The 19,634-nt window shown below is 70.9% G+C and carries 14 protein-coding genes; 10 read left to right on the top strand and 4 right to left on the bottom strand.

Annotated features, from left to right (window positions below):
* Positions 1-17: 17 nt before the first annotated feature.
* Entirely contained in the window at positions 18-887 is an 870-nt protein-coding gene (locus D7Y04_RS06360; RefSeq protein WP_120597536.1) for a hypothetical protein, read from the bottom strand.
* A gap of 60 nt (positions 888-947) precedes the next feature.
* Between D7Y04_RS06360 and galU the strand changes: the two genes are divergently transcribed.
* The 6 genes from galU (at position 948) to def (ending at position 12,418) form a co-directional block, all read left to right on the top strand.
* Entirely contained in the window at positions 948-1,850 is a 903-nt protein-coding gene (galU, locus tag D7Y04_RS06365; RefSeq protein WP_120597535.1) for a UTP--glucose-1-phosphate uridylyltransferase GalU, read from the top strand.
* Entirely contained in the window at positions 1,847-2,599 is a 753-nt protein-coding gene (locus tag D7Y04_RS06370) for a hypothetical protein (RefSeq protein ID WP_121758629.1), read from the top strand. The genes galU and D7Y04_RS06370 overlap by 4 nt, the downstream gene beginning before the upstream one ends.
* A gap of 101 nt (positions 2,600-2,700) precedes the next feature.
* A complete protein-coding gene (locus D7Y04_RS06375; RefSeq protein ID WP_121758630.1) occupies positions 2,701-3,309 on the top strand; it encodes a glutathione S-transferase family protein in 609 nt (202 codons plus the stop codon).
* 178 nt (positions 3,310-3,487) lie between these two features.
* Positions 3,488-5,881 carry a primosomal protein N' gene (gene priA / locus D7Y04_RS06380; protein ID WP_120597532.1) on the top strand — a complete coding sequence of 798 codons (2,394 nt, stop codon included), beginning with the start codon at positions 3,488-3,490 and terminating at the stop codon, positions 5,879-5,881.
* 16 nt (positions 5,882-5,897) lie between these two features.
* Positions 5,898-11,837 carry a response regulator receiver protein gene (locus tag D7Y04_RS06385; protein WP_121758631.1) on the top strand — a complete coding sequence of 1,980 codons (5,940 nt, stop codon included), beginning with the start codon at positions 5,898-5,900 and terminating at the stop codon, positions 11,835-11,837.
* A 53-nt stretch (positions 11,838-11,890) separates the two neighbouring features.
* Complete coding sequence (gene def / locus D7Y04_RS06390) at positions 11,891-12,418, top strand: peptide deformylase (RefSeq protein WP_120575921.1); 528 nt, start codon at positions 11,891-11,893, stop codon at positions 12,416-12,418.
* Here the strand turns inward: def and nth are convergent.
* The gene (gene nth / locus D7Y04_RS06395) at positions 12,415-13,125 is read right to left on the bottom strand and encodes an endonuclease III (RefSeq protein WP_121758632.1); all 711 of its coding nucleotides are present in this window, start codon (positions 13,123-13,125) and stop codon (positions 12,415-12,417) included. The genes def and nth overlap by 4 nt on opposite strands.
* A gap of 35 nt (positions 13,126-13,160) precedes the next feature.
* Here nth and ltaE point away from each other — a divergent pair, with 35 nt between their 5' ends.
* Both ltaE and D7Y04_RS06405 read left to right on the top strand, forming a co-directional pair.
* A complete protein-coding gene (gene ltaE / locus D7Y04_RS06400) occupies positions 13,161-14,186 on the top strand; it encodes a low-specificity L-threonine aldolase (protein WP_120575923.1) in 1,026 nt (341 codons plus the stop codon).
* A 239-nt stretch (positions 14,187-14,425) separates the two neighbouring features.
* Positions 14,426-15,445 carry a M23 family metallopeptidase gene (locus D7Y04_RS06405; RefSeq protein WP_121758633.1) on the top strand — a complete coding sequence of 340 codons (1,020 nt, stop codon included), beginning with the start codon at positions 14,426-14,428 and terminating at the stop codon, positions 15,443-15,445.
* Positions 15,446-15,475: 30 nt separating this feature from the next.
* On the opposite strand, the gene D7Y04_RS06410 is transcribed toward D7Y04_RS06405, so the two are convergent.
* Complete coding sequence (locus tag D7Y04_RS06410; protein WP_014394187.1) at positions 15,476-15,745, bottom strand: HU family DNA-binding protein; 270 nt, start codon at positions 15,743-15,745, stop codon at positions 15,476-15,478.
* Positions 15,746-16,069: 324 nt separating this feature from the next.
* Here D7Y04_RS06410 and D7Y04_RS06415 point away from each other — a divergent pair, with 324 nt between their 5' ends.
* The gene (locus D7Y04_RS06415) at positions 16,070-17,524 is read left to right on the top strand and encodes a hypothetical protein (RefSeq protein WP_147477050.1); all 1,455 of its coding nucleotides are present in this window, start codon (positions 16,070-16,072) and stop codon (positions 17,522-17,524) included.
* Here D7Y04_RS06415 and D7Y04_RS06420 read toward each other — a convergent pair.
* On the bottom strand, positions 17,515-18,633 hold the full coding sequence (locus D7Y04_RS06420; RefSeq protein WP_120597527.1) for an alpha/beta fold hydrolase: 1,119 nt from the start codon (positions 18,631-18,633) through the stop codon (positions 17,515-17,517). The genes D7Y04_RS06415 and D7Y04_RS06420 overlap by 10 nt on opposite strands.
* 116 nt (positions 18,634-18,749) lie before the next feature.
* Between D7Y04_RS06420 and pssA the strand changes: the two genes are divergently transcribed.
* Entirely contained in the window at positions 18,750-19,604 is an 855-nt protein-coding gene (gene pssA, locus D7Y04_RS06425) for a CDP-diacylglycerol--serine O-phosphatidyltransferase (RefSeq protein WP_120597526.1), read from the top strand.
* Positions 19,605-19,634 lie beyond the last annotated feature (30 nt).

The raw sequence follows: 19,634 nt of genomic DNA on the forward strand, positions 1-19,634 counted from the left end.
CTTCGCCTGGAAGCGCCTCAGTTCACCGCCAGCCGCAGCGTGAGCGACAGCACGCGCCCGTTCAGCCCGCCCAGGTCGTGCTGGTACGCCAGGTCCACGCCGCCGCCTCCGGGCGACAGGAAGCCCGCGCCCACCGTCAAGCGCGAGATCTTCTGGAAACCGTCGTACGTGTAGCCCGCGCGCAGCGGAATCGTCTGGTCGAAGATGTACTCCGCGCCGGTGTTGTACGTGAGCACCGCCGAGTCGCGCGTCTCGAAGTCCCCGCGCATGTCGAACGCCACCACCACCGCCTGCCCCACGTAGGCCGCGTGCGCGGAGTAGTAGCGCGTCATCTCCACGTTCTCCGTGTCGATGAGGTTGTTCCCGGACACGCCCAGCGACAGCTGCTCGCTCAGCCGCACCAGGATGCCCGCGTCCATCGTGATGGAGTTGGCGAAGCGCGACTGGCCATTCAGCCGCAGGTAGTGCCCCGACAGGCCGATGAGCAGCGACTGCCCCAGCGGCAGCGCCGCGCCCAGCGTGCTCAGGTTCGCGGACGTGCGCCCTCCGCCGCGCCCCAGCGAAAGCCAGTGGTAGTCCACGCCCAGCGCCAGCCGGCCGCTGCTGGAGTCCGCCAGGCTGATGCCCAGGAAGCCCTCCTTGTTGCGTGGGTCGTACGCCCCCGTGCCCTCGATGCGGTAGACCGGGTACAGCGCCATCGCCGCGGGATTTCCCAGGAGTGCATCCGCACCCAGGCCCGTGGCCCGGAAGGCGCCGCCCATGCCCTGGGAGCGTGCATTCGAGATGTTGCGCAGCTCATCGGCCCGCTCGGTCGTGGCGGCTCGGGCGAGGAAGGGGACCACGGAGAGCGTCAACGACAGGGCGGCGGCGATGGCTCGGAGCGGCATGGCACCGGGGAATCTATCCGGCTTGCTGGGGTTCTGGGCCACCAATAGATTCCCGGCCCCATGTCCTCTCCTGACACGAAGGCAGCGAAGCTCATCCGCAAGTGCGTCATCCCCGCCGCCGGCCTGGGCACCCGTTTCCTCCCGGCCACCAAGGCCGTGCCGAAGGAGATGCTGCCCATCGTCGACACGCCCACCCTCCAGTACATCGTGGAGGAGGCGGTGAAGGCCGGCATGGAGGATGTCGTCGTCATCAACGGCCGCGGCAAGGGCTCCATCGAGGACCACTTCGACATCGCGTTCGAACTGGAGACCACGATGCGCGCGCGCGGGAAGACGGCGGACGCGGACCGGATGCGCGCCATCGCGAACCTGGTGCGCATCATCAGCGTGCGTCAGAAGGAGCCGCTCGGCCTGGGCCACGCGGTGCTGTGCGCCAAGAGCGTCATCGGCGACGAGCCCTTCGGCGTCCTCCTGGGCGACGACATGATCGACTCGGAGGATCCGGGCATCGGCCAGCTCGCGCGCATCTACCAGCAGCACCAGAAGGCCGTCATCGCGCTGATGGAGGTTCCGGAGAGCGAGACGCACATGTACGGCATCGCCGCCGGCAAGGACCTGGGCAACGGCGTCATCCAGATCGACCACGTGGTGGAGAAGCCCAAGAAGGGCACCGCCCCGTCGAACCTGGCGGTGATTGGCCGCTACGTGCTGCCCCCGTCCATCTTCCCCATCCTGGAGACGCAGACCACGGGCGTGGGCGGGGAAATCCAGCTCACGGACGGCCTGGCCACGCTCCAGAAGACCGAAGGTCTGCTGGGCTACAAGTTCCAGGGCCAGCGCTACGACGCCGGTGACAAGGTGGGTTACCTCAAGGCGAACATCGCCTATGCGCTCAAGCGCCCCGACCTGCGCGGAGGGCTCCTGGAGTACCTGCGCGAGGTCGTCAAGACGGAGAAGCCGTGAAGCGTCTCATCGCCGTATCCGCAGTCCTCGTGTCCCTCGCCGCCGGCGCCTACGTGCTGCCCGGCGGCTCCATCCTGCGGCGCATGGCCAACGCGCGGGAGGAGAAGCACCTGTCGGCCTTCCGCGTGGAAGGCTCCGTCATCTTCTCCTCCACGGGCGTGGCGGAAGCCGGGGCCGCCCTCAACGTCCCCACGGACCGCCCGGAGCTCCAGGGTGACGGCGTGCTGTCCGCGAAGATTCCGGGCCGCTGCCGCTTCGACGCGAGCTCTCCGGACAGCAGCCTCAAGTCCTCCACCGTGCAGGTCTCCGGCAAGAAGCGCGTGGAGGGCAAGGAGCTGCCCGCCATCTCCGTGCTGGTGGCCCAGGTGTGCGCCATCCTCGCGCAGGACGCGGGCAGCGTGCAGGACACCAAGCTCGCTCAGGAGGCCTACCTCCAGGGGCTGGGCATCAACACGAAGGTGACGTCGCTCGCGCGCTTCGGCGGTGAGGTGGCCTTCGTCCTGGGCGACCCCGCGGAGGGCAAGCCCCAGTTCTGGGTCTACAAGGACGCCTTCCGGCCCGCGCGCCTGCGCTACTCGGACGCGTCCGGGGCGGCCTGGGACGTGCGCTTCCTGGACTACGCCTCGCCGGCCACCGGCGACTGGATGCCCCGCACGGTGGAGGTGTGGAAGGCAGGCCAGCGCGTGGTGCGCTTCACCGCCCTCAAGGCGGACAACCGCTCGGCCGTGCCGGACACGCTCTTCAAGTAGCGGTCCGCTTCGATTCGCTTGCGATGGGCGGGGCTGACGGTGAAAGTCCCGCCCGTTCCAGGACCGGGATTTCCCCGGTTCTTGGCTCGGAGGCGATTCGCATGAAGCTCCATGGCAACCCGATGAGCACGTGTACCCGCAAGGTCCTCACCGTCCTGGCGGAGAAGGGCCGCGAGGTCGAGTTCATCAACATCGACCTGATGAAGCACGAGCAGAAGACGCCCGAGCACATCGCCCGCCAGCCCTTTGGCGTGGTGCCCGCGCTGGAGCTGGACGACGGCTTCGTCATGTACGAGTCGCGCGCCATCAGCCGCTTCCTGGACCGCACCCTGCCGGGCCCGTCGCTGACGCCCGCGGACCCCAAGGCCTACGCGCTGATGGAGCAGTTCATCGGCGTGGAGCAGTCCTACTTCTCCGGCCCGGCGATGAAGATCGTCATGGAGCGCTTCCGGGGCACCAACAACGAGGAGAACATCGCCAAGGGCCGCGAGGGCCTGAAGCGTCCGCTGGAGGTCCTCGACGCGGCGCTGGCGACCCGGCCGTACCTGGCGGGCAATGACTTCACGCTCGCCGAGGTCTGCTTCGCGCCGTACATGGAGTACCTCTTCGCCATGGGGGAGAAGGACACCGTGGCCCCGTACAAGAACGTGATGGCCTGGTGGGACCGCGTGTCCAACCGCCCGTCCGTGAAGAAGTCCGCCGGCCGCTAGTCCGCCCGCACGCCCCTCATTCGCGCAGGCCACCCGGGCCTCTTCCGCACCCTGTCTTCCAGGGTCGGGAGGGGCCCTTCGTGCTTCCAGGGCAACCGGGGATGTCAGACGCCCGGGGCACAGTGGATCCCGGGTGCAGGACGGGCGGGCCGGGGACGCTGGCGGCAAGAGGTCGGTCATGGAGCAAGAGCACTTCGCGCTGGGTGGTTTTCCTCGGGCACAGGCAGAGGCCCCCTCTCGCGGTTCCATTCCGTTGCGGACGCGGCGTACGGATGTGGGAAGGGAAGTGTCGGAGCGGGAGCACGCCGCTACAGTGCGCCCTGTCGTGAGCGCCACTCCCGCCCAACTTGCTTCTGTCGCCGTGGGCCGTCCCGTGCGCGGGGAGTTCACCTACCTGGTGCCGGAGGCGCTCGCGGGCAACCTCGCCCCGGGGCAGCGTGTGCTGGTGCCCTTCGGACGCGGCATGGCGCTGGGCTTCTACCTGGGGCCCGCGAACGCACCGGTGGAAGGCGGCGTGCGGCTCAAGCCCATCCAGCGCGTGCTGGAGGACTCGCCGTCCCTGCCCAAGGACCTCATCGCGCTCCTGCGCTTCACCGCGGAGCACTACCGCTATCCGCTGGGGGAGGTCATCCGAGGCGCGCTGCCGCCGGGCCTCTCCACCGCGGTGGATGAGAAGGAAGCGAAGCCGGACATCCAGTTCTTCGTGGAGGCGCTCGTCACGGAGGTGCCCCCGCAGCTGGCCCGCGCCCCGGCGCAGGTCGCGGTGCTCCAGTACCTCCTGGCGGTGGGCGGACGCGCGCCGCTGGACGAGGTGACGCACGCCATCCCCGGTGCGCGCGAGACGCTGAAGAAGCTGGCGACGCGCAAGTTCGTGAAGTGGGTGGAGGTGACGCTGCAGCCCGGCGTGCGCGAGGGCCTGGTGCAGAACCGCCCGGACCGCCTCACCCCGGAGCAGGCCCTGGCGGTGAAGGAACTGCAGGGCGCCGTCGACGCGGGCGGCTTCCAGCCGTACCTCCTGCACGGCGTCACCGGCAGCGGCAAGACAGAGGTGTACCTGCGCGCGGTGGAGCACACGCTCGCGCGCGGCCTGGGCAGCCTGGTGCTGGTGCCGGAAATCGCGCTCACGCCGCAGCTGGTGGGGCGCTTCCGCAGCCGCTTCGGCGGCGACGTGGCGGTGCTGCACTCCGGGCTGAAGGACCGTGAGCGGCTGTTCCACTGGCAGGCGTTGCGCAAAGGCACGGTGAAGATCGCCGTGGGTGTGCGCTCGGCGGTGTTCGCGCCGGTGGAGCACCTGGGGCTCATCGTCGTGGACGAGGAGCACGACCCGTCCTTCAAGCAGGACGAGAAGCTGCGCTACCAGGCGCGCGACCTGGCGGTGGTGCGCGGCAAGCAGGCCAGCGCGGTGGTGGTGCTGGGCTCCGCGACGCCTTCGCTGGAGACGCTCCAGAACACGCGCTCCGGCCGCTACAAGATCCTCGAGCTGAAGAACCGCGTGGACGACCGGCCCATGCCCACCATCAGCCTGGTGGACCTGCGCGTGGAGCGTCCGCGCGAGGGCCAGGTGACGGAAGAGGCGCCCATCCTGAGCCCGCAGATGCTCCAGGCCATGGAGGAGACGGTGGCCAAGGGGCAGCAGGTCATCCTGTTCCTCAACCGCCGAGGCCACAGCACCATCCTCCTGTGCGAGGTGTGCGGCCTGTCGCTCAAGTGCCAGGACTGCGACGTGTGCATGACGCACCACCGCTCGCAGAACCGGGTGGTGTGTCACTACTGCGGCGTGGCGTTCCCGGTGCCGGACAGCTGCCGCGAGTGCACCGGCCCGTTGCTCAAGCTCGGCATCGGCACGGAGCGCGTGGAGGCGGAGGTCCTGGAGCGGATGCCACACGCACGCGTAGCGCGGCTGGACCGCGACTCCGCGACGAGCGCGGAGAAGCTGACGGAGCTGCTGGCGTCCTTCGCGCGGCGGGAGCTCGACGTGCTGGTGGGCACCCAGATGGTGGCCAAGGGGCACGACTTCCCGGGCGTGACGCTGGTGTGCGTGGTGATGGCGGACACCTCCCTGGCGATTCCCGATTTCCGAGCCGCTGAGCGGACCTTCCACCTGTTGACCCAGGTGGCGGGGCGCGCGGGGCGCGGGAAGGACCCGGGGCGGGTGTTGGTGCAGACCTACAACCCGGACGCGGAGCCAGTGAAGCGGATGCTGGCGCACGACTTTGACGGGTTCTCCAAGCAGGAGCTGGAGTGGCGCAAGGCGTTGGCCTATCCGCCCTTCGCGCGCATGGCGTCCGTCCGTCTGGAGGGCGAGCACCCGGAGCAGACCGCGGGTGTGGCCCGGTTCCTGGGGAACCTGGTGGGACGACACATGCCGCCGGCGTCGGCGGGGGTGCGCCTGCTGGGGCCGGCCCTGGCGCCCATCGCCCGCATCCGGGGCAAGACACGCTGGCAGTTGCTCCTGAAGGCGCCGACGCATGCGGCGCTCGCCCCATTGCTCGCCCGGTTGGAGGCGGCGTTGGCGGATGTGCCCAACGGGGTGAAGGTCGTCATCGACGTGGATCCCGGAGCCATGCTGTAGACTCCCCGGCTCCCCCATGGGCGCCTCGGTCCTCCTCGTACACGACGACATCGCAACCATCGCCGCCGTCCGGCGACTGCTGTCCCGCGAAGGGCACGAGGTCATCCTCGCGACTTCCGCCGCGGACGCGCTCATTGCTTTCGGGCATCACCTGCCGGAGCTCATCGTGCTCGCGCCGAGCGTGGAGAGCGACCGCGGGCGCGTGGTGTTGGAGGAGCTGGTGCAGCACCCGGATGGCCACAAGGCGCGGGTGCTGCTGCTGAGTGAGCCCATCGAAGGCTTCAGCGCGCCGGTGGCGCCGCTGCCCCTGGACGGGCCGAGCTTCGTGACGCTGGTGGACACGTTGATCCGAGCGCCGGCGGAGGCGGATGGCTGGCGTGTGGTGGAGAACCGGACGCTGAGCGAGCCGGCGAAGGGGAGCGCCCCGGCGGACGAAGCCTGGCACGTGACGTCGCCGCGCTCGGTGGGCGGGGACCCCGCGCTGGCGAACGCGCTGTTTGGGGACCTGGCGCCGCTGAACCAGACGGACTGGGAAGTGGCGGCGATGACGCGCGAGGAGCGCAGCGCGCACGCCGTGCACCAGCAGCGCGAGCGCAGCACGCACCTGGCGATGAATGCCGCGCTGGAGCAGGCGCACCTGGAAGTGGAGACGGAGGCGATCGCCTCCATCGACTCCGCGCTGTCGGTGGGCACGAAGTCGCAGTGGACGGGATCGTCGGAGGAGGGTGACTCCGGCGAGGCGTGGGGCGAGGAGGATCCGGACGCGAGCATCGGCTCCGAGTGGGACGCGGAGCCGCCGAACGCCGAGGATGCGCTCGAGGGCCGTCCGCCGGAAGCGCGCTCCACGTTGCGCTTCCCGTTCCCGAACGAGGAGGGCGCGGAAGATGCGCTCGCCGAGGGGCGGCTCGCGTTCCGTGAGGAGCCACTCACTCCGCCGGGGCTGAAGCCGGTGAAGTCCGCGCCGAAGCTGGGGGACGAGGGTTTCTTCGACGTCGACTCGGACGAGGACGGCGGGGCGGCGAAGGCGTCGGATCCGGAGGGCTCCGCGCCGCTGGCGTGGAAGGAACTGGAGCCGGATCCGGAGCTGGATGCGAGTGCGTCTCCGGGCGGCGTGGACGACTCCGACGAGACGGATTTCGGTTCGGTCGCGGACGACGTGGCGGCGGAGGAGCGGGCCGCGGCGGCGGGTGAGTCGCAGGAGGACGCGCCCTCGGAGCCGACCGCGGAGGAACTGGCGGCGGCGGGCCTGTCGAACTGGGATGTGCTGGAGGCGGACCTCAAGGCCTCCGCCGATGCGCGCGAGCAGGAGGAGGAGTCCTCCTCGGACGACGCGAAGCCGGTGGGGTCGGACTGGTTCGATTCCGAGACCGTCGAGGATGCGAAGACGGAGGGAGCCAGGCCCCTCCAGTGGGCGGAGCCTTCGGGCACCGCGAGCCCGGCGGCTGCGGCAAGCGCGAAGGGTGATGACGCGAAGCCGGGCAAGGCGGCCTCGCGTCCGGATGCGGCCCCGGAGTCGCGCGATGGAGGAACGGCGGACAGCGCCGCGCCGCGCGTGAACACCGAGAGGCCGCTGCGTGTCGCGGCCCGTGTCCCGCTGCGCTCGTCGGGCAAGAGCAGCGCGGGCATCGTGGCGAGCGTGGGTGTTTCGTCCGCGAACCCGGGCGATGCAACAGGCACGGCTGGTAGCGCCACGGCCTCGGGCAATGCGGCAGGCGCGGGTGGTAGCACCGCGGCTTCGGGCAATGCGGCAGGCTCGGGTGGTAGCGCTACGGCCTCGAGCAATGCGGCAGGCGCGGGTGGCAGCATCGCGGCCTTGGGCAATGCGCCAGGCACGGGTAGCAGCGTCGCGGCCTCGGGCAATGCGGCAGGCGCGGGTAGCAGCGTCGCGGCCTCGGGCAATGCGGCAGGCGCGGGTGGCAGCGCCGCGGGCCTGAGCGACAAGTCCGGTGCGGCTACAGGCGGCACCTCCACGCGTCCGGGCAACGAGTCCGGTGCGGTTGTCGCGGTAGGAGCAGGGGATGCGGCGACGCCAGCCGGCTCCTCCACGAATCCTCGCGACGGTGCCGTGGATGCAGTCGGTGCCTCGTCGCGCGCGGACACCCGGCAGGAAGTCCAGGCACCGCAGGTACCCGGAGGCCTGCAACGGGCGAACAAGACGCGCACCCAGGAGCAGGAATCCCCCGCCCCTGCGCGCACGGACGCTGCCGAGCCGTCATCGGATCTCGCCGCGGAGCTGGAATCGCTGCGTGAAGAGCTGGCGCTGGCCCACGCCGCCATCGAGGAGGCGGAGGCCCGGGCCGCGGACGCGGAAGCCCTGGCCGAATCGGAGCAGTCGCTCCGCGTGGAGCTGGAAGACCGCATCGCGAGCGAAGAGCGAGCACGCGAAGACGCGAGACTCGAAGCGGACGCGGAGGTGGAGGCTCGGAGCGCCGTGGAGGTGAGGGCCGAAGCGGAGGTCCACGCTCGTGCCCGAGCCGAGTCCCTGTTGAAGCAGGCCTCGGCGGCCCATGAGGCCTCGGAAGTTCGGGCCGAGTCGGCGACGGAGGCCCTCGCGGAGGTCGAGGCACGGCTCGCGTCCGAAGCCGGAGGCCGGGTGGAGGCCGAAGCCCGCGCGGAAGCCGAGGCGCGCGACCGCCGCGAAGCCGAAGCCCTCGCGGAGATGGCCCGGCTCGAGCTCGTCGAACTCGAGAAGCGACTCGCCACGGAGGTCCAGGCGCGCGAGGAAGCCGAACTCCGAGCCCGCCAGGAAGCGCAGACGCGCGAGGAGGCCGAAGCCCGCGCCGAGCTGGAGCAGGCCGCACGCACGGACGTGGAAGCGCGGCTCGAAGCCGAGACCGAGGCAAGAATCGCGGCCGAAGCCCGGGCGGAAGCCGAAGCCAGGGCCCGCGAGGACGCGCGTCAGCGAGCGCAAGCCGACTCCGACCAGGCGGAGAGCCGCGACACCGAGGACGCCGCGCTCCGTGCGGACCTGGATGTGCGGCGTGCCGAGGCGGAAGCCCGGGCCGAAGCAGAGGCGAAGGCCCGCACCACCGCCGAAGCGAAGGTGAAGCACTCCGCGCAAGCGCTGTCCCTGGTGGAGGTGCGAGCGCACCAGTTGGCCCAGTCGCTGGCCGAGTCCGAAGCGAAGTCGAAGCAATCCGCGCAGGCGCTGGCCCAGGCGGAGACGCGGGTGCAGCAGGCCACGCAGGCGCTGGCGCAATCCGAGGCGAAGGCGAAGCAGTCCGCGCAGGCCTTGGCGCAGGTGGAGGCCAGGGCGCAGCAACTGGCGCAGGTGCTGCTCCAGGGCGAAGCCAAGGCAAGACAGTCCACCCAGGCGGTGAGCCAGGCCGAGGAGGCCCGAGCCAACGCGGAAGCCACCGCTGAACAGAACGCCGAAGCCCTGGCCCAGGCGGAAGCGCGGGCCGCGAAGGCCGAGGAAGCCCTGGCCGAAGCCCAGGCCCGAGTGGAAGACGCCGATGCGGTCAGGCTGCAGAACGAGGCGCGCTTCGCGGAGACCCTGAGCCAGGTCAACGCTCGGATGGAGCAGCTCAAGCAGGCCCGCCAGCGAGCCGAAGCCAAGGCCGCGCAGCCCGCCGAAGCCCTGCTCCAGGCGGAAGCCCGCGTGGAGCAACTGACGCAGGCCCTGAAGCAGGCCGAAGCGCGAGCCACCGAAGCCGAAAAGGCCCGCGGCGCCAACACCGAGCAGCTGAAGCAGGCACGGGCCGAAGCAGAGGCCCGCGAAGAACAGCTCCACGCCGAAGCGAAGAAGACCGCCGAGCAACTGGAGCAGGCACGGGCCGAAGCAGAGGCCCGCGCGGAGCAACTCCAGCAGCTCCAGTCCAACTTGGGGAGCCGTGAGGACCAGCTCACGCAGGCCCAGGCCGAAGCCCAGGCCCGCATCGAACAGCTCACGCACGCGCGCACCGAAGCGGAGGCCCGTGCGGATCAGCTCACGCAGGCCCAGGCTGAAGCCCAGGTCCGCATCGAGCAGCTCACGCAGGCGCGCACCGAAGCGGAAGCCCGCGCGGATCAGCTTGAGCAGGCACGCACCGAGGCCGAGTCGCGCATCGAGCAGCTCACGCAGGCACGAGCCGAAGCCGAGTCGCGCATCGAGCAGCTCACGCAGGCGCGCACGGAAGCGGAAGCCCGCGCGGATCAGCTTGCGCAAGCACGCACCGAAGCCGAAGCTCGCATCGAGCAGCTCACCCGGACGGGCACCGAAGCCGAATCGCGCGAGGAGCAGTCCACCCAGGCTCGCACCGAGGCCCAGGCCCGCATCGAGCAGCTCACGCAGGAGCTGACCCAGGCCCAGGCCCGCGCGGAACAACTCACGCAGTCCCTCGCCCAGGCGGAGTCCCGCGCGGATCAATCCACGCACGCCCGGACCGACGCGGACGAACTCGCCCGGACCCACTTGGCCCAGGCCGAGCAGGCCCGCGCCGAAGCGGAAGCCACGGCCGAACAGCAGCTCCAGGCCCGCACCGCCGCGGAGTCCCGCGCCCTCCAGGCCGAGCAGAAGGCCGCCGAAGCCACCTCCAAGGCCACATCCGAAGGCCGGCTGCGCACCGTGCTGGAAGTCCGCCTCGACTCCGAGGGCCGCGCACGCCAGGACCTCGAAGCCCGCCTCGAAACCGAGTCCCAGGCCCGCACAACCGCGGAGTCCCACCTCGCCGCCGAGACCCACGCGCGCACCGAAGCCGAAGCCCGCGCCCGCTCTGAATCCACGGACCTCACGCAGGCCCGAGACACCCTGCAAGCGCAGCTCGAACAGCTCCGCGAGGAACTCACCCGCGAGCGCGAAACGCGCACCCGGCTCGAAGCCGAAGCCGTCGAACAGCGCCTCCAGGCCGAGCGCGAGCGCGAACAACTCGAAGCCCGAGCGCAGCGGGACGCGGAAGAAGCCGCGGCCCAGGCCCGCGCCACCATCATCCCCCTCGAATCGCCCGGCCGTCCGGAGATGGCGGTGGCCCGCAGCGGCAGCCTCACGCAGGAGGGCCTCTCGCGCCTCATCCTGCGGCTCTGCGACGCGCGCATGGAGGTGCGCCTGGAGCTCAAGGTGATGAACGCCTTGCGCGTCCTCTGGCTGCGCGACGGAGCCCTGGTCGGCGCCGCGTCCTCCGCGCAGGGGGAGTCCCTCGTGGACCGCGCCCGCGCGGACGGTCTCATCGACGCGCGCCAGGAAGCCGAGCTGCGGCTCGTGCGCAGCGCCACCACCGGCACGCTGCTGGAAGCCCTGCGCGGGCGCGGCTACGTGCGCGAAGCCGAATCCGTCCCGCTGGTCCAGCGCTACACCGAACAGGTCTTCCTGGACGCGCTCGCGGAGCCCTCCACGCTCTACCGCCTGGTGCCGGAGCCCGCGCCGCACGAGGTGGCGCTCGCCGCCGCCACGCGCCCGCCGCTGCACCTGCTCGCGGAAGGGCTGCGCAACACGCTCACCGCCGAGTCGCTCCTGGACGCGGCGGGCTCGCTGCGCGCCCAGGTCTCCCGAGGCGACGCGCACATGCCCCCCGCGGACTTCGGCCTCTCCGCCCGCGAGCTCCAGCTCCTGCAGGCCGTGGACGGCGAACGCACGCTGGAGTCACTGCTCCTGGGCGCGGGCCTGCCGCAGGACGGAGCGCTCAAGGCGCTCGCGGTGGCGCGGACGCTGGGCCTCATCGCGCTGCATCCGCCGTCGGAGGACGCCCACGGCAACCTGCCGCCGGAGCTGGACGTGCACCGCCTGGAGGCCAAGTTCGAGGAGATCCAGGACGCGGACTACTTCACCGTGTTGGGGCTCGCACGCTCGGCCGGCAGTGAAGAGGTCAAGCGGGCATACGCGCTGCTCGCCGCCGAGTTCCACCCGCTGCGCTTCGCCGGCCATCCGGACCCCGCGCTCCAGCACCGCGCGCAGCAGATCCGCGCGGTGTTGACAGAGGCCGCCCGGGCGTTGGGAGACGACCGCCTGCGGGGCGAGTACGCCCGTAATCTGCTCGACTGATGCCCGGTGGAACGGTTGCCCGTCGCGGTCCGGAGGGGTTAAGAGTCCCCTCCATGGTTCGCGAGATTCTCATCTGGCCCGACCCCATCCTGAAGCAGAAGGCCAAGCCGGTGGCGAAGGTGGACGACAAGGTCCGCGCGCTCATCAAGGACATGTTCGAGACCATGTACGACGCCGAGGGCGTCGGTCTCGCCGCGCCGCAGGTGGGCATCCTCCAGCGCATCATCGTCCTGGACACCCGGTCGCAGCAGCCGGACGCCAGGCCCCTGGCGATGATCAACCCGGAGTTCGTCTCGCTCGAAGGGGAGACGACCTACACGGAAGGCTGCCTCTCCATCCCCGGTGAAGCCGAGGACGTGGACCGCGCCGCCTTCGCCACGGTGCGCTACCTGGACGAGGAGGGCCAGGAGCAGACGCTGCGCTGTGACGGCCTGCTGGCCATCGCCGTGCAGCACGAGACGGACCACCTGGACGGCACCGTCTTCGTGGACCACGTCTCCACGCTCAAGCGCGAGTTCATCCGCAAGCGCATGAAGAAGCTCAAGGCCTCGCGCGAGCAGGGCGCTCCGGCGTCCGCCTAAGCCTTCGCGGTGGCGCGCACGCCCTTCTTCGGGCACTTCGCCGCCACCACGCAGGAGCCGCAATCGGGCGAGCGCGCGAAGCACGTGCGCCGCCCGTGCCACACCAGCAGCTGATGCCCCAGCGTCCACCGCTCGCGAGGCAGCAGCGCCTGCAGGTCCTTCTCCACCTTGTCCGGGTCTTCGTGCGTGGTGAAGCCCATCCGGTACGCCAGCCGCTTCACGTGCGTGTCCACGGGGAAGGCCGCGTCGCCGCCCAGGTGGATGCACACCACGCCCGCGGTCTTCAGCCCCACGCCCGGCAGCTCCGCCAGCGTGTCGCGCACCATCGGCACCTGCCCGCCGTGCTCGGCGACGAGCGTGCGCGCCGTGGCGACGATGTTCTTCGCCTTCGCGCGGTACAGCCCGCAGGTGCGGATGAAGGGCTCCACGTCGGCGGGTTCGACGCGCGCGTAGGCCTGGGCATCCGGGAAGCGGGCGAACAGGGCAGGGGTCACCAGGTTGACGCGCTTGTCGGTGCACTGCGCGGACAGGATGACGGCGACCAGCAGCTCCAGCGGCGTGCGGTAGTCCAGCTCGATGCGGGCGTCCGGCATGGCCGCCTCCAGACCGTCCAGGATCGACACCGCACGCTGCCGCTTCTCCGCCACTGTCTCTCGCCGGGCCACGCGGGCGTTGTATGTCACGGGGAGGCCCCGCCCAAGCGCCATGGCGGGACCTCCCTTTTCACGCAGCGAGGAGAACCATGAAGCCCATCGACTTCCGCTCCGACACCGTGACGAAGCCCACGCCCGCCATGCGCAGGCTCATCGCCGACGCGGAGGTAGGCGACGACGTCTACGGCGAGGACCCCACCGTGCGCCGCCTGGAGGAGCGCGTCGCCGAGCGGCTCGGGCTGGAGGCCGCCGTCTTCGTCCCTTCCGGCACGCAGGCGAATCAAATCGCCATCGGCGCGTACTGCCGTCCCGGCGACGAGGTGCTCACGGAGGAGGGCAGCCACATCCTCCAGTACGAAGGCGGCGCGGTGCCGGCGCTGTGGGGCGTGCAGCCCGGGCCCCTGCCGGGCGAGCGCGGCCTGCTGAAGCCGGAGACCGTCACGGCGGCGGTGCGCGAGGACAACATCCACAACCCGCGCACGCGCCTGCTGTCGCTGGAGAACACGCACAATCGAGGCGGCGGCACGGTGTGGCCGGTGGAGCGCTTCAAGGCGGTGGTGGAGGCGGGGCGCAAGGCCGGGCTCGCGGTGCACCTGGACGGCGCGCGGCTGTTCAACGCGGAGGTGGCGGCGGGCCAGCCCGCGTCCGCGTGGGCGTCGCTGACGGACTCGACGTCGGTGTGCTTCTCCAAGGGCCTGGGTGCGCCGGTGGGCTCGGCGCTCGCGGGCAAGAAGGACGTCATCCGTGAGGCGCGGCGGCTGCGCAAGCGGCTGGGCGGAGGCATGCGGCAGGCAGGCATCCTCGCGGCGGCGGCGCTGTACGCGCTGGAGCACCACGTGGAGCGCCTGGCCGAGGACCACGCCAACGCGCGCCGGCTGGCGGAGGGTCTGGCCCAGGTGCCGGGCGTGAAGGTGGACCTGGCGAGGGTGGAGACGAACATGGTGTTCGCGGACCTGGTGCGTCCGGCGGCGGAGGCCTCCGCGCTGCTCCTGAAGCAGGGCGTGCTCGCCAACCCCACGGGTCCGCACTCCATCCGCCTCGTGTGCCACCTGGACGTGTCCACGGCGGACATCGACGACGCCCTGGCGCGCATCCGTCAGGCTCTCGCTGCCTGACACGGGCGGCACCGGGCTCGCGGTCCGGCCGCGGTGTCCCAGAACCTGTCCGACTGTCGGACAAGTTCGTGCGGGTCGCCGCCGCCAGGCGCCGCTGTCCAAGGAATGACGGTCCTCCGGCACCCGGGGACGAGCCCCCTCCACGCGCCAGGTGCGGACGGCACGCACCTGTACGCCAGGGGATGATCCACGGCCCGGAACAGGTGGACGGCCCGGCGCGGTGGTAGGCTCACCCCGCCGTGCGCCGACCCGCCGTCCTTGCCCTGCTGGCCCTCTCCGCCTGCGCGACGCCGCGGCCGGGGAAGATGAGCTTTGAGGAGTTGTACGCGACCTCGGGCGACAGCGGCTTCGTCAGCTCCGGCACGCCCTTCCTCCCCCACGAACCGGAGCGCGCCCGCGGGCCCCTGTCGCCCGAACGCTCCACGGAACTGGAAGCCGCCCTCACCGCGTTCGTGCAACAGGCCCAGGCCTACCGCGAGAAGGTCCAGCGCGGCAGCGCCATGCCCGCCGCGCAGGTGCGCAACTGGGAGTCGATGAACGCGTCCCTGGACGCCTTCCTGGCCCGGCCGGTGGAGCACACCGACACCCGCGACCTGACGCGCGCCCGGGGCGTGATGGAGGCGGAGCTGGAGCTGGACGCGCGCCTGTACGGCGACATGCCGGGCTCGCTCGCGGAGGCCGTGGTGGTGCGCGTGGGCCGCCTCATCGTGCGCGCGTCCACGCTGCGCCGCTGGGAGCAGCCGCCGGAGCCCTCCGGCCCGCCGCGCCTCGCCTGGCCCGTGGAGCCGGTCACCATCACCAGCCTCTACGGCGACCGCTGGCACCCCATCACCGGCCAGCTGCGCCGCCACTCGGGCGTGGACCTGGCGGCGCGCCGGGGACAGCCCGTGGGCGTCGCGGACCGGGGCGTCGTCCTGCGCGCCGGGTGGAACGGCGACCACGGTAAGATGGTGGAGGTCCAGCACGACGGCCAGTGGGTGACGCGCTACAGCCACCTGTCCGAGGTCCTGGTGACGACCGGCGAGGTGCTGGCGAGGAGCGACGTGGTGGGGCTCGCGGGGGACACAGGCCTTGCGACCGGCGTCCACGTCCACTTCGAGCTCTGGCACGACGGCAGTTCACTGGATCCGCTGGAGGCGCTCGTCGCCCCCGAGGCGGCCCCGGACGCGTCCGAAGAGCGTCCCGTGGCCCGCATGCCCACGGAGTCCCCCGTCCTCACGTCCCAGGGGCGCCACCCGGCCGCGGGTTCGCGCCCCTGAGGGGGACGGGCCTTCACAACGGCCCTGCGACTACAGCGAGTTCTTCAGCTCCTTCGCGGGACGGAAACCGACCGTCTTCGACGCCTTGAGCTTCATCATCTCGTTGGTCTGAGGGTTGCGGATCTTCCGCGCCTTGCGCGAGCGCAGCGACCACGTGCCGAACCCGGGGTAGCTGAAGCGGGTGTCCTTCTTCACCGCCTTGCCGATGTTGGTGAAGACGCTGTCGAGGATCTGGGCGGCCTGCTTCTTCGTGAGCTTCGACTGTGCAGCCACCACCTCCACGAGCTCTGCCTTGGTCATGACACCCCTCCCTCTTGCGTTGTCTGGCGTTGATCGAGCGGATGGCGGAGGTAACAAATCGAGCTTTCGACTGTCAATGCGCCACCCGCTCCCGGGCCGGAAAATCGGCCTCCGGATGAAAACTGGCCTCTGAAAATACACCCTGTAGAGAGTCGGGAGGATCGCATCTTTTGATACATCCTCACACTCCTGCTTTTCACATCAGGGGAAGTGATCGCCTGGTGATCGCGTTTGTGTGAAAGGCATTGGAAAATCGATCACTTAGCAGTCGCCGCTGATCCAGCTCCAGCAGGGTGCCATCAGGGGGCTAGAGTGCCTGCCCGCGTGCCCACCCGACTGCTTCCATGGCTCCTCGTCCTGATGTGCGCCTGCTCGGGGCCGTCCCCCCGGCCCCAGGCGAGGGGCGAGCTCTGGGTGGACGGGGCGGCCTCGGGGGGCGACGGCACCCGGGAGCGCCCCCTGCGCTCGCTGATCGAGGCCCTGGCCCGCCCTGGCCCGAAGCGCGTGCACCTGGCATCCGGCCGCTACGAAGGCCCCTTCCGGCTGACGGAGGGCACCCGGCTCCTGGGGGAGGGCCCTTCCACGATCCTGGCGGCGGACCCCGGCACCACCGTGGTGGAGGCGCCAGGGGACACCGCCCTGGAGTCCCTGTCGGTGGAGGGAGGAGGGTGGGGCCTGGAAGCCCGGGGCCCCATAAAGGTCCACACGGTGACCTTCCGCAACCAGACCCGGGGCGCCATCCGGCTGGGCGCGGGTCCGCTGGAGGGCAGGGGGCTGCGCTTCGAGGCCGGGGCGAGCAGCCAGGCGCCGACCGGTGTAGGCGTGCTCGTGGAGGCCGGAACCGCGGAGGCTGCCGCGCCCTCCCTGACCCTCAGGGACAGCGCGTTCGTGGGGCCCTACGACCGCGCGGTTCGGGCCCGGGGGGGAGCCACGGTGCGCCTGGAGGGGGTGGACTTCCAGGGTCCCCGGACGGCGCTGAGCCAGGAGGGCGGCGTGGCGGAGGTCGAACGGGCGCGGGTCTCGGGCGGCACGGGCACGGCGTTCTCCACGGTGGAGGGCGCGCTGACGCTGGTGGACGTCCGGGTCCAGGGCCACGAGTACGGCGTGACGGCCAATCAGGCCCGGCTGTTGGTGCGGGGCTTCAGTTCGGAGCACGCCAAGCGCGCGGGAATGGGGCTCACCGCGACGAACGGTCTGCTGGAGGACGTGACCGTGAAGGACGCGGGCAACTACGGGGCACTTCAGCTCACCGCCTCGGACCTGGAGGTGCGGCGCTTCCGCCTGGAGGGCTCAAGGGAGTACGGCGTGGTGGCGCTGCAGGGCCGCGTGCGCCTGCGGGATGGCGTCATCAAGGGCGTGAGCACCGCGGATGGCATCACGGGAGACGGGCTCCACCTGCGCCAGGTGGAAGCGGACGTCGACACCGTGACCGTCGAGGGAGCGAAGGGAACCTGCGTGCTGGCGACGCAGCGGGCCCGAGCGACGCTCCGCAACGCCCGGCTCTCGGGCTGTGGCCTGGCCGCGTTGGCGGTGGATACGAAGGCCACCCTGGAGTCCCGGAACGTCGACGTGCGCGACACGCCGGGCTCCATCCTGGTGGCTATCGAAGAAGGCCAGTTGCAGGTGGAGGACCTCACCGCGAAGGACGCGAGTGGCGAGCTGGTCTCCACCGACTGCGAGGGCCAGACACGCGTCCAGCTCCGCCACGTCGACGCGAGCACCACGCGAGGCCTGCGCTCCCCCTGCGTCCAACTCGACGCCCGCTCGCCTCAGCCCTGAGCGGGAGCGGACGTGGGGGGCAGGGGCGTGGCGCGCTGTTCGATCCACTCGCGAATGACGGGGTAGACCTCCATGGGCGCGCCGGTGCCGAAGATGAGGTCGCCGTGGCCGTAGTCCATCTTGTCCCCGCGGTCCCGGCCAAAGACATGCAGTGCGCGATCCGGTGACGTGAGCAGCGCGTACTGCGCCTCCACGTTGGCCGAGGTGGCCAGGCGGTCCGCGCTACCGCCCATCACCAGCACGGGCAGCTGGAGCTTCGCGATGCCCGCGCGCCAATCCGTCTTGCGGTCGTAGGAGCGGAACGCGTCGTGGGAGATCCAGTCCTGGAACTGCAGCAGCACCTTGCGGCTCATCGCCGCCATCATGTTGACGGACAGCTGCCGCAGGACGCGCGGCGGGACGTGCCGGGGGTTCACGACGATGTCCGACAGGGGCAGCGCGAGGTAGCCCAGGAAGGGCGCCATGCTGGCGCTCACCCACGACTGCCGGATGCTCCCCGGCCACGCCGCGCGCACGCCCAGCGAGATGAGCGTCCGCAGGAACGGCTCCGACTTGAGATACACCGGCGCACCCAACTCGAGCAGGCCCGCCAGCTTCCCGCCATCGTGCCCCTGCGCCACGCCGTACCCCACCAGGCCTCCCAGCGAGTGACCCAGCCAGAAGGCCTGCTTCGCGCCGGTCTCCTTCAGCGCCAGCTCCAGCAGGGCCGGCCCGTCGTGGTTGATGTGGTCGTCCACGGTGAAGTCCGTGGGCCGCCGGCCCCTGGGCGGACGCTGCGAGTGCCCGGTGCCGCGCCACTCCACGCTGAAGCAGTCGAAGCCGGCCTCGGTGAGGTAGTGGGCCACGGAGTAGGGCGGCTCGAAGTCGAAGGTGAAGCGGTTGGCCGCCAGCCCGTGGCACAGCAGGACGGGCTCGGCGAAGCGGCGCACCGGGGCCCGCCGGGCGTGCACGGTCAACTCCCACCCATCCGCGCACTTCACGCGCAGCATCTCGGGAAGGGGCCCCTTGAGGCGGTACCACCGCCGCACGAGCAGGACCCACACCACATTCACCAGCAGCAGGACGGCCGCCGCGGTCAATCCCCACAGGGCCCACTGCCCGTACGGCATTTCTCCTCCCATGCGACCCGGGACTGACTCCGGCGCGAATAAAACCCTGCTAAGGTCCGTTCCCTCGCCGTTTCTGCCACATGGGCAGCCGACCACCTGGGGAAGTCGAGGGAACGATGAAGCTGCGGAAACTGATGTTCGTGCTCCCGAACCTCTTCACCGTCACTTCCATCTTCTGTGGCTTCTACGCCATCACCCTGTGTTCGGGTGAGGCAGAACCGGTGCAGCTGTACCAGGCGGCCCTGGCCATCCTCTTCGCCATGTTCTTCGACGGGTTCGATGGACGGGTGGCCCGGCTGACGAAGACGCAGAGCGACTTCGGCATGCAACTCGACAGCCTCGCGGACGTCATGTCCTTTGGCGCGGCGCCGGCGCTCCTCGTCTACAAGTGGGCGTTGGCCCCCATGGGCTTCTGGGGCCTGTTCATCTCCTTCTCGTTCATGGCCTGCGGCGCCATGCGGCTGGCGCGCTTCAACGTGCTCGCCATGCGCAACCCGCACGGCGGTGGTGGCGGCTTCTTCGTGGGCCTCCCCATCCCGCTGGCGGCCGGCGTGCTCGTCTCCCTCATCATCTCCCACCACGTGGCCAGCCAGGGCGAGGCGCTCGGTGACGGCGCGCGCCTGCCGGTGGCGGTGGCGGTGGGCGCCCTGTCGCTGCTGATGGTGTCCACGGTGCGCTACCGCACCTTCAAGGACGCGCGTCCCAGCCGCAGGACGGCGCTCGTCTTCATGGTCATGGCGCTCACGGGCGCGTTCATCGCCCAGCAGTTCCACCCGGCCTGGGTGCTGGTGACGTACTTCGCCGCGTACCTGGTCATGGGTCTGGTGGAGTCCGCGGTCTCCGTGCGCAGCCGGCTGGCGTCCCGCAAGGTCGGCTCCGTCGCGGCGGTGGCGGTGGCGGCCGGGCTCGACGAAGACGACGACGAGGACTCCGAGGCCAACGCCACGGACGACGGTCCCGCGTTCCTCTGAGCAGTCAAGCGCGGGAGCCGGGACGCGGAC

Origin of the sequence: Corallococcus sp. AB038B (assembly GCF_003668955.1) — a bacterium.
GTDB lineage: Bacteria > Myxococcota > Myxococcia > Myxococcales > Myxococcaceae > Corallococcus > Corallococcus exiguus.